This window comes from Rhodothermales bacterium (genome assembly GCA_034439735.1).
GTDB lineage: Bacteria > Bacteroidota > Rhodothermia > Rhodothermales > JAHQVL01 > JAWKNW01.
This window is the reverse complement of record JAWXAX010000200.1, coordinates 1-9,839: the sequence shown is the minus strand read 5'-3', so window position 1 is coordinate 9,839 and position 9,839 is coordinate 1. Positions and strand designations below refer to the sequence as shown.

Below are 9,839 nucleotides of genomic sequence, written 5' to 3'. Positions count from 1 at the left end.
ATCTGGACGATACCCTGCTCGACCATCGGAGTGCCGAACGGGCCGCGCTGACCGACCTCTGTGGCCACTTTTCGGAGGCTTTTGCCGACCGGCCGGTCGCCGAAGTGCAGTCGACCTACCATGTCAACAACGTGGCGTTGTGGGCCGCCTACGCCGCCGGCGAAATCGACAAAGAGACCCTGCGCCGGCGCCGCTTCGAGGTACTGCTCGATCGGCTCGCTATCGTCTCTCTGGATGCCGACGAAGCGAGCGACTACTACCTCGCCTGTTATGCCAAGCACTGGTCGTATTGCCCGGGGGCGCGCGAGGCCTTCCTGGCGATCGCCGCCGTATTGCCGGCCGGGATCCTCACCAACGGTTTCGCAGAACAGCAGCACGCCAAGTTGAACCAGTTCCCCGAGTTGCGATCCGGCAGTCGCTCCGTCGTCATCAGCGAGGAGGTCGGCTACATGAAGCCGCATCCGAAGTTATTCGCCGAGGCCTCGGCGAGGGCGGGGGCCGATCCGGCGTCCATACTCTATGTCGGCGACTCGTACGCGTCCGACATCGCCGGCGCACGGCGGGCCGGCTGGCAGGCCGCCTGGTACACCCTGGAAACGGCCACCGGCTCCGGAGAGGAGGCGATGCGCTTTACCGATTGGACCGCCCTGACCGGAGTACTCGTGCGATAGGCATAAAAAAATAGCTGCCCTGCAAAAACAAGGCAGCCGGGGAGCCCTTGAACAAGACCGCCTCCCCCGACGATGGCTTTCGGCCAGAAAGATTCTTCCATTCGCCGGGAGAGGCACGGCCTTCAGATACGCATTCCACTTCCGACAAGCACCCGCCCCACAGGCCGAGCGCCAGCCGATGCCGCATGAGCGTACGGCATAGGAGGAAGCAGACGTAAGATCATCTTCTCCGCAGAACGAAGCCGCGAGCGCTCGTTCCAGCCGCTCGCGTAGCGCTCCGTGCCACAGAGGAGCAAGGCCGGGGGCAAGCAAGAAAACAGCGTTTCCCCGCTGCAACACTGGCGGTAGCCCAGATGCCACTCGTAGGCCGGCCCCGCGCCGTTGCGCGCCTTAGCACACAACGTCACAACGCCGGTTGTGCAATCCTCAACCAATCGTTCGATGAACAGCCAACCCGATCGACGGATTAACCGAAAGGTTGTCGGCCTGGCATCTGCGAACGGGACGTATCCCGTACGAAACACCGTGTCGTTTCGAAAACACCCATCCGGTGCAGCATTCCAGATGGGTGCCCGATACCGACACGCGGGTCGAATCCGGGCATAACACGGCGCCGGCGTTCGTTACGAACGCGCAGGCTCCCCGCTCGTACCCGGGAGGGAGAAGCATCCTGATGCTCGCCGACTCGGAGGCCGGCGAGTACGATCCTCATGCAGTCTGAAGACACAGTCTCGTCAAGGAACAGTGCCCGAAGGCACGCGAGAAATGGTACTACGGCCCCCGACGGGTAACAAGCAGAATCCGCCCACAAACTGTACACAGGTTTTCCACGCCCAAACCCCCTGTATTCCACCTACTTATCCACAGTTTTTTGCACAACATGTGGATAACATCGTCAAGCGCCGGACGGCGCCCCATAAAACCAAACGACTCGACCGTAAGGGCCGAGTCGTTTAGTGCTCATTCGACGTGCGCAACCGATTTGCTTCTGCCAGAAAGCTCTCAGGCTACATGAGGAGTTTCAAAGATAGGCCTGAAAGTCCGCCCGCGCAAGTATCAATAACGGACAAATCCTTATTTTCTTTCCAAAAAATATCGAAATTGACGTTATCGAATAACGGACATCACTTCGTTCAGGAAGATCATGACCGAGCGGGGCTCGAGGATGATCGTGAGGAGTAGCCCCCCGATGGCCCCGCCGAGGTGCGCCTCGTGCGCGATGCGGCCCATGATGCCAGGTTGCCCCTGCAGGCGGGCCTGTTTCATCATGTAGATGGATCCGTACACGTACAACACGGCAAACAGAATGGCCGGCATGGGGATAAAAAACATGATCCCCAGCATCGCAAACGGTGCAAAAAGACAGAAGGCGAACACGACCCCACTGATCGCTCCCGAAGCGCCGACCGCCGAGTAATTGACGTCATTCTTGTGGTAATGAAACGTCAGCGCATGGGCCGCCATTTCAGATCCGAAGTACAACAGCAGGAACCGGACCGGCCCCAGCACGCCCTCGAGCTGAGGCCCGAAGAAGTAAAGGGTGAGCATGTTCATGAACAGGTGCCCGAACCCGCCGTGTACAAAGCCGGCCGTCAAAAACCGGTAGTACTCTTTCCGATCGACAATCGCCCGCGGTTTAAACGAAAGCCGTTCGATGGACGCTGGATCCACAAAAAAGACATAGCCGCTCACAAACACATTCAGCACGAGGAGCGCGAGGGTAATCGGGGATTCGAGGAGGTTCATCAGATGGGGATCAGGTAAACTCGATACGGCGCCGGCTCAGATACAGATTGAGCCCCGATTCAGTACCAGCTCAGTTTCAGTACCCGTTCAGCGCGGAAGCAATGCGCCCAAATGGCTCAGCACCGACTCAAAGACATGGAGGCCATCGCCGCTGCCAATCAAGGTCTCGGCACACCGTTCCGGGTGCGGCATCAGGCCCAATACATTCCGGCCGGCATTCACGATCCCGGCGATGTTGCGGGCCGCGCCGTTCGGGTTGGCGGCCGGCGTCACGTCGCCTTCGGCCGTCGCATACCGAAACACCACCTGATCGTTCGCCTCGAGCGCGTCGAGCTCCTGCTCGCTGGCGTAGTAATTGCCTTCCCCATGCGCAATCGGCGTGCGGAGCACCTGGCCTACCCGCATCGATCCGGTGAATGGCGTGTGGGTGGTTTCAACACGCAAATACACGTCCTTACAGACAAACCGGAGCGAGGCGTTCCGCAACAACACCCCCGGGAGCAGGCCGGACTCGCACAGGATCTGAAAGCCGTTGCAGATCCCCATCACCAATCCCCCTTCCTGCGCGAAGCGAACGACGTCCTTCATGATCGGCGAAAATCGAGCGATGGCGCCGGCGCGCAGATAGTCACCATAGGAAAATCCCCCGGGCACGATGACCAGGTCCACATCGCCCATCCGGCTGTCCTTGTGCCAGATGAAACGCGCCTCCTGCTGCAGCACGTGGCTTGCCACGTGGTAGGAATCGTGATCGCAGTTGGAGCCCGGGAAGAGGAGTATGCCGATCTTCATAAGCCGATTTCGAGTGGTTTCTTACGGCTGCGTTAACCTGCCGTTTTTAACTACCGCACGGATTGGGTACCATCTACAGCCGGGGGCAAGATACGGCGCGCCCGTTTTCCTTCCCAACCGCCGGCCCATGAATCGTCCGCTTGTTTCCTTTCGTCCCACCGCCGCCATGCCTGCACTCGCCAACAAGACGCTTTTTATCACCGGCGCAAGCCGGGGGATCGGGAAGTCCATCGCCCTCCGCGCCGCACGCGACGGCGCGAACATTGTCATCGCCGCCAAGACCGAGGTGGCCCATCCGAAGCTCCCGGGCACGATCTACTCCGCCGCCGCCGAGATCGAGGCCGCGGGAGGGCGCGTCCTCCCCTGTGTGGTGGATATCCGGGAGGAAGGGCAGGTCCGCGATGCCGTCGACCGTGCAGTCGCTACCTTCGGGGGGATCGACATCCTGGTCAACAACGCCAGCGCGATCTACCTGGCCGGCACGGAGGCCACGCCGATGAAACGGTACGACCTCATGCATCAGGTCAACACCCGCGGCGCGTTCCTCTGCGCCCAGGTATGCCTCCCCCACCTCCGCAACGCCGCCAATCCCCACATCCTGAATCTATCTCCCCCCCTGAACCTGGAAGCCCGCTGGTTTGCCCCCCATGTGGCGTACACGATCGCGAAATATGGGATGAGCCTGTGTGTGCTGGGCATGGCGGAAGAATTTAAACCCGACGGCATCGGCGTCAACGCCCTGTGGCCGCGGACGATCATCGCCACCGCCGCCGTCCAGAACCTCCTCGGGGGCGACGAGGCCACCCGGCACGCCCGCACCCCCGCCATCGTGGCGGACGCCGCCCACTGGATCCTCTCGCAAGACAGCCGCGCCTGCCCCGGAGACTTCTTTATCGATGACGAGGCCCTGGCCCGCGCCGGCGTCACCGACCTCGCCGGCTACGCCGTCACCCCGGGCGCCGATCTCTGGCCGGATTTTTTTATTTGAACAGCACGCCGGGCGACATTTCATCCTCCGATCATGTTGGGATCCTGGCGTAGGGGTACACTGGGCACAAAGAAATAGACCCGGCGTAAGGACCCTATGCTCGCCCAGGAATTTGAGTGGGACGAAGCCAAGAACATGGCTAATATCAAAAAACATGGTATCAGTCTACGACGGGCTACACTACTATTCGCCAGGCGTTGCATCGTCAGAAGATCGGCTTATTTCCCCGAGGCTCGCTGGATGGCTACGGGCGAACTGGATGGCCGGCACTGGACGGTAATCTTTACACGTCGGAAGCACCGAATCCGACTTATATCGGCTAGACGGGCACGTAGTCATGAAAGAACCGAATATCATCAGGCTTTCCCGTGAAGAAATCGAATCCCAGCTACGCCAGGGATTGGACGATACGGACTGGCACCGGATCGAGGAGATGACCGAAGAAGAAATCGAGCAGCTTGCTCTGGAAGAGAATGCTGAACTCGGTATTCCGGATGACTGGTATCGGGACGCCATTCCCGTCATACCAGAAGAAAAAGAGTCTGTCACATTGATACTCGATCGTGGCGTAGTGGACTACTTCAAAGACAAAGGGGACTCCTTTAAATCGATGATGAACGCTGTGCTACGCGACTACGTGCAGCAACAGACCGAAAACAAAGGAGCCGCCAGGCGGGAATAGCACGCGCACCCCTTGTTCTAGCCAAAAAAATGCTATCTTTGGCGAGCGCGATCTTCGCGAGTAGTCTCCGCTTTCGCTGCACGCCACCCATGATCCCTGAACCCACCTTTACGATCGGCATCGAGGAGGAATACCTCCTGGTCGATCGCGAAACGGGTGCCCTCATTCGCGAGGCGCCTCCCACGATGCTCGACGAGTGCAAGAAGCTCCTCGAGGGACAGGTAACCCCCGAATTCTTCCAGTCGCAGATCGAGGTCGGCACCCACGTCTGCCACACCATTCAGGACGCGCGCGACGAGCTGTCGCGGCTGCGACGGGCCGTGTCCGATGTGGCGAATGCGCACGACCTGGCCATCATCGCCGCCTCGACTCACCCGTTTTCGGCCACCGATAGCCAGAAGCATACAGACAAGGATCGCTACGCCATCCTCGTGCGAGACATGCAGGCCGTCGCCCGCCGCATGGTCATCAGTGGGATGCACGTACACGTGGCGATTGAAGACGCGGATATGCGGATCGATCTGATGAACCAGACCCGCTACATCCTCCCGCACCTGCTGGCGATCACGACCTCGTCGCCCTTCTGGGAGGGCACCAACACGGGGTTGATGTCGTACCGCATCGCCGTCTGGAACGAACTGCCGCGTACCGGCCTCCCCGAACAGTTTTCCAGCTTCGCCGAGTTCAAGCGGCACGCGGACATCCTCATCGACGCCGGCGTCATTGAAGACAGCTCGAAGATCTGGTGGGACATCCGGCCGAGCATGCGTTTCCCGACACTCGAGATGCGCATCTCCGACCTCTGCACCCACCTCGAAGACGCGATCTGCGTCGCCGCCCTCTACCGCTGCTGGCTCCGTATGCTCTACCGCCTTCGCCGCAGCAACCAGCGCTGGCGCACCTACGCCAACCTGCTCCTCAACGAAAACCGCTGGCGCGCCCAGCGGTACGGGTTCGAGCGCGGCCTGATCGACTACGGCAAAGGGAAGATTGTGCCCTATGCGCAGTTGCTGGACGAGTTGCTGGATTTCATCCAGGAGGACGCCGAACATTTCGGGTGCGTGAAGGAGGTCCGGCACGCCCGAACCATCCTCGGCCAGGGCACCAGCGCCCACTGGCAGGTGCGCACCTACAACGAAGCCAAATCCAGCGGCGCCGACGACACCGAAGCCCTGCGCGCTGTCGTGAAGATGCTCATCCAGGAAACGCTGCGCGGCGTGGCCTGACCGCATGGACGATTCCTCCGCCATCTCTTCGGCTCTGGCGGCCGCCCGGGCCTACAGGACCACGCAGGGCCCGCGTATCCTGCGTGACTTCGCCGAATGGCTGGCGTTGCCCAATATCGCCGGAGACAGCCTGGCCATCCAGGCCAACGCGGCGTACCTGGCGGCGCAGATGGAACGGCGAGGTATTGACACGGAGTTGTGGCAGATCGCCGGCATGCCGCCAGTGGTCTTCGGCGAACGCCGCGTACCCGGCGCCGACACCACGCTGCTATTCTACGCCCACTACGACGGGCAGCCGGCCGAAGCCGTAGAGTGGACGGCGCCTCCCTGGACCCCGACGTTATTCTCCAACGCCATCCCACAGGGCGGCCAACCTATCCCGTTTCCGGCCGATGGCGCGCCCATCGACCCGAACAGCCGGATCTATGCCCGCTCCGCGAGCGACGACAAGGCGCCGTTCACAGCCATCCTAACGGCCCTCGACGCCCTCGAAGCCGCCGGCCTCGCCCCACGCGTCAACCTGAAATTTTTCTTCGACGGCGAGGAAGAGACCGGCTCCCCCACGCTCGGCGACTACCTGGCCGCCCATCGGGATCGGCTGGCGGCGGACATCCTGCTCATCTGCGACGGTCCGGTGCACCAGAACCGCCAGCCGCAGTTGTTTTTCGGAGCGAGGGGATTCACTGGGTTCACCGTCACTGTGTACGGCCCGACCCGCCACCTGCACAGCGGCCACTACGGCAACTGGGCGCCCAACCCCGGCCTGCTGCTCGCCCACATGCTGGCCGGGATGAAGGCGCCCGACGGACGTGTCCTCATCGAGGACTTCTACGAAGGCGTGACGCCTCTGAACGCCATCGAGCAGGCGGCGATCGACGCACTGCCCGACTTCGACGGGTCGCTCCGCGCCGAGCTGGGCCTGGCCGAGACCGAAGCCGGCAACGCCCGTCTGGACCAGCGCATCCAGCAACCTTCGCTCAATATCCGTGGCATCCAGTGCGGCATCGCGGATGGGCGCATCCTCAACATGATCCCCTCGGTCGCCCGCGCCAGCGTGGATATTCGGCTCGTGAAAGGCCTCGACCCGGATGTGATGATCGAACGCGTTCGGGCGCACCTGCGGCGGGATGGCTGGCACCTCGTCGACGCCGAGCCGGACGCGGCCACACGGAGCCGGCACCCGAAGATCGCCCGGCTGGGCCTCGACCCCTCCTTTCCCGCCGTCCGGACCGATATGACGCTCCCCATCGTCCAGGCCCTTGTGCGCACCGTCCGGGCCGCCTGCGACGGACCGGTCGCTCTCCTGCCGACACTCGGCGGGTCGCTGCCGCTGTACCATTTTGTTGACCATCTCGGGCTCCCCGTCGTCGGCGTCCCGATCGCCAACCACGACAACAACCAGCACGGGCCGGATGAGAACCTGCGGATCGCCAACCTGTGGTACGGGATCGACCTCTTCGCAGCCATCATCCACGGCGCGGGGCCGGCACACCAAAATTAATCACGGTCGCTGGAATCCGGACCGCGGGAGAATCGTCCATATCATCGAACGCTTCCCCGTAGCGCTACCCATTTCGTCGAATCCATCCCATACCTCATATCATGAACCATCGCATATCCATCCAGCGAGGCATCGCCGGCATCGCTTTAGTATTCGGTCTTTTTCTTACCGTAGCATCACACTCCGCCAGCGCCCAGGGCGGCTTCGGTAGCCCGGAACAGCGCGCCGAACGCATGAAAGCCCAATTGACCGAGGTCGTGACAGCCCTCGGCGTGACCGGGGATCTCGAAACCCAGGTGCGCGGCATCCTCGAGAACCAGCAGAAAGAGCGTACCGCACTCATGGAATCGTACATGGGCAGTGGCGAGCGGAGCCCGGAGACCATGCAGAAGATGCGCGCCGAAATGGAAGATCTGGACAAGGGCACTCGCGATGAGCTGGTCCCCATCCTATCGGCCGAGCAGCTGGCCGCGTACGACAAGAAAATGGCCGAGTTCGCCGAGCGGCGTGGCGCCGGCGACCGGCGCGGCCAGGGGGGGGCCGTCAATCGGTAGTTCGCACTGGCATCCTGATTCAGAAATACGTTACTTCGCAGGGGCGTCGCGGCAAGCGGCGCCCTTGTTTATTTTAGAACATTTAGAAACTGTTGAGATTTGCGTTTTGCATCATGAGCAAGTCATCCCCGCGCAGGCGGGGACCCAGAAAAATGCCAGTCTGAGGGCTGGATTACTTCGTAAAGTCGCTTCGCTCGTTTCCCGCCTGCGCGGGAGCCTGCCCCCGGCTTTGACCGGGGGATGACTATGCCTTGGGTTGTGGAAATCTCAACTGTTTCTTAAGAGCCGGACAAAGCGAAACCACCATGGAATACAGGCGATTCGGGCGAACGAACTGGCAGGTCAGTGAGATTGGCTACGGGATGTGGGGGATGGGCGGATGGACGGGGTCCGACGACGACGCGTCGATGCAGGCACTCCACCGCGCCGTCGCCCTCGGTTGCAATTTCTTCGACACCGCGTGGGGGTATGGCGAGGGCCACAGCGAAGGGCTGTTGGGCGCCCTGGTGCGTGCGCATCCTGACAAGAAACTCTACACGGCCACCAAGCTCCCGCCCAAAAACTTTGCCTGGCCCAGCCGGCGCGGCTTTACACTGGACGACTGCTTTCCGCCCGACCACATCGAGGCCTACACCCACAACTCGCTCAAAAACGCCGGCCTGGAATCGTTCGACCTCATGCAGTTTCACGTCTGGGAAGATGCCTGGGCAGACGACGACCGGTGGATGGGGAAGGTGGCGGACCTGAAACGCCAGGGCCTCTTCAAGGCGATCGGCATCAGCCTGAACCGGTGGGAGCCATGGAACGGCGTCCGCGCCGTGGAGACCGGCGCCATCGACGCCGTGCAGGTGATCTACAACATCTTCGACCAGAATCCCGAGGACGCCCTCTTCCCCGCCTGCGAGAAACACGACGTGGCCGTCATCGCCCGCGTCCCGTTCGACGAGGGTACCCTCACCGGCACCCTCACGAAGGCCTCCACCTGGCCGGCCGACGACTGGCGGAGCACCTATTTCGTTCCGGAGAACCTGATACCGAGCGTCGAACATGCCGATGCGCTTCGGCCACTTATCCCCCCGGGTATGACCATGCCCGAGATGGCTCTCCGCTTCATCCTGAATAACCCCGCGGTGAGCACCATCATCCCCGGGATGCGCCAGATCCGGAATGTCGAAGCCAACATCGCCGCGAGCGACGCCGGCCCCCTGCCGGCCGCCCTGTTCACCACCCTCCGCGCTCACCGGTGGGACCGGGAACCGACGGAGTGGTCGCAGTGAGGTTTAAGGTGTAAGGTTCGGGGTTTAAGGGGATACATCTCCCAAACCGGGACATCAAACCAGATCCTCTAACAACGAACATTAAACCTTAAGAAACTGTTGAGATTTGCGTATTGCATAAGGAACAAGTCATCCCCGCGCAGGCGGGGACCCAGAAAAAAGCCAGTCTGATGGCTGGATTACTTCGTAAGTCGCTTCGCTCGTTTCCCGCCTTCGCGGGAGCCTGCCCCCGGCTTTGACCGGGGGATGACAATGCCTTTGATTGTGGAAATCCCAACAGTCTCTAAACACGTCAATCCACTCATATGTCTTCATCCTCAGCCGACACCGACCCCATCGTGCCGTACGTGCCGGCGTCGCAGTCGTTGCCCGAGATCACGATCAAGGCCGTTGTACTCGGAT

At 61.6% G+C, this 9,839-nt stretch carries 10 protein-coding genes; 8 read left to right on the top strand and 2 right to left on the bottom strand.

Annotated elements, in window-relative coordinates; genetic code table 11:
* Positions 1-671 (top strand): HAD-IA family hydrolase (locus SH809_15015; GenBank protein MDZ4701017.1); only part of this gene is annotated, 671 nt, incomplete at its 5' end.
* A gap of 550 nt (positions 672-1,221) precedes the next feature.
* Positions 1,222-1,392: a hypothetical protein gene (locus SH809_15010; protein ID MDZ4701016.1), complete on the top strand. Its 171-nt coding sequence runs from the start codon at positions 1,222-1,224 to the stop codon at positions 1,390-1,392.
* Between the two features lie 386 nt (positions 1,393-1,778).
* Here the strand turns inward: SH809_15010 and SH809_15005 are convergent, their stop codons facing one another.
* Both SH809_15005 and purQ read right to left on the bottom strand, forming a co-directional pair.
* The gene (locus tag SH809_15005; GenBank protein MDZ4701015.1) at positions 1,779-2,417 is read right to left on the bottom strand and encodes a rhomboid family intramembrane serine protease; all 639 of its coding nucleotides are present in this window, start codon (positions 2,415-2,417) and stop codon (positions 1,779-1,781) included.
* An 87-nt stretch (positions 2,418-2,504) separates the two neighbouring features.
* Entirely contained in the window at positions 2,505-3,209 is a 705-nt protein-coding gene (purQ, locus tag SH809_15000; GenBank protein ID MDZ4701014.1) for a phosphoribosylformylglycinamidine synthase subunit PurQ, read from the bottom strand.
* A 166-nt stretch (positions 3,210-3,375) separates the two neighbouring features.
* Here purQ and SH809_14995 point away from each other — a divergent pair, with 166 nt between their 5' ends.
* The 6 genes from SH809_14995 to SH809_14970 all read left to right on the top strand — a co-directional run bounded on the left by SH809_14995 (position 3,376) and on the right by SH809_14970 (position 9,437).
* Positions 3,376-4,197 (top strand): NAD(P)-dependent oxidoreductase, encoded by an 822-nt coding sequence (locus SH809_14995; GenBank protein ID MDZ4701013.1) that lies wholly within the window; start codon positions 3,376-3,378, stop codon positions 4,195-4,197.
* Between the two features lie 337 nt (positions 4,198-4,534).
* Positions 4,535-4,879 (top strand): BrnA antitoxin family protein, encoded by a 345-nt coding sequence (locus SH809_14990; GenBank protein ID MDZ4701012.1) that lies wholly within the window; start codon positions 4,535-4,537, stop codon positions 4,877-4,879.
* 89 nt (positions 4,880-4,968) lie between these two features.
* Positions 4,969-6,105, top strand: coding sequence for a carboxylate-amine ligase (locus SH809_14985; protein MDZ4701011.1), 1,137 nt, complete (start codon positions 4,969-4,971; stop codon positions 6,103-6,105).
* Between the two features lie 4 nt (positions 6,106-6,109).
* Positions 6,110-7,606, top strand: a complete 1,497-nt coding sequence (locus tag SH809_14980; GenBank protein ID MDZ4701010.1) for a M20/M25/M40 family metallo-hydrolase — start codon at positions 6,110-6,112, stop codon at positions 7,604-7,606.
* 101 nt (positions 7,607-7,707) lie between these two features.
* The gene (locus SH809_14975; protein MDZ4701009.1) at positions 7,708-8,160 is read left to right on the top strand and encodes a hypothetical protein; all 453 of its coding nucleotides are present in this window, start codon (positions 7,708-7,710) and stop codon (positions 8,158-8,160) included.
* 305 nt (positions 8,161-8,465) lie between these two features.
* The gene (locus SH809_14970) at positions 8,466-9,437 is read left to right on the top strand and encodes an aldo/keto reductase (GenBank protein ID MDZ4701008.1); all 972 of its coding nucleotides are present in this window, start codon (positions 8,466-8,468) and stop codon (positions 9,435-9,437) included.
* The last annotated feature ends 402 nt before the right edge of the window (positions 9,438-9,839 follow it).

What these genes read in the sequence shown, in the direction of transcription:
- SH809_15005 (MDZ4701015.1), bottom strand. Translation starts at nt 2,417, where the DNA reads ATGAACCTCCTCGAATCCCCGATTACCCTCGCGCTCCTCGTGCTGAAT.
- purQ (MDZ4701014.1), bottom strand. Translation starts at nt 3,209, where the DNA reads ATGAAGATCGGCATACTCCTCTTCCCGGGCTCCAACTGCGATCACGAT.
- SH809_14995 (MDZ4701013.1), top strand. Translation starts at nt 3,376, where the DNA reads ATGCCTGCACTCGCCAACAAGACGCTTTTTATCACCGGCGCAAGCCGG.
- SH809_14990 (MDZ4701012.1), top strand. Translation starts at nt 4,535, where the DNA reads ATGAAAGAACCGAATATCATCAGGCTTTCCCGTGAAGAAATCGAATCC.
- SH809_14985 (MDZ4701011.1), top strand. Translation starts at nt 4,969, where the DNA reads ATGATCCCTGAACCCACCTTTACGATCGGCATCGAGGAGGAATACCTC.
- SH809_14980 (MDZ4701010.1), top strand. Translation starts at nt 6,110, where the DNA reads ATGGACGATTCCTCCGCCATCTCTTCGGCTCTGGCGGCCGCCCGGGCC.
- SH809_14975 (MDZ4701009.1), top strand. Translation starts at nt 7,708, where the DNA reads ATGAACCATCGCATATCCATCCAGCGAGGCATCGCCGGCATCGCTTTA.
- SH809_14970 (MDZ4701008.1), top strand. Translation starts at nt 8,466, where the DNA reads ATGGAATACAGGCGATTCGGGCGAACGAACTGGCAGGTCAGTGAGATT.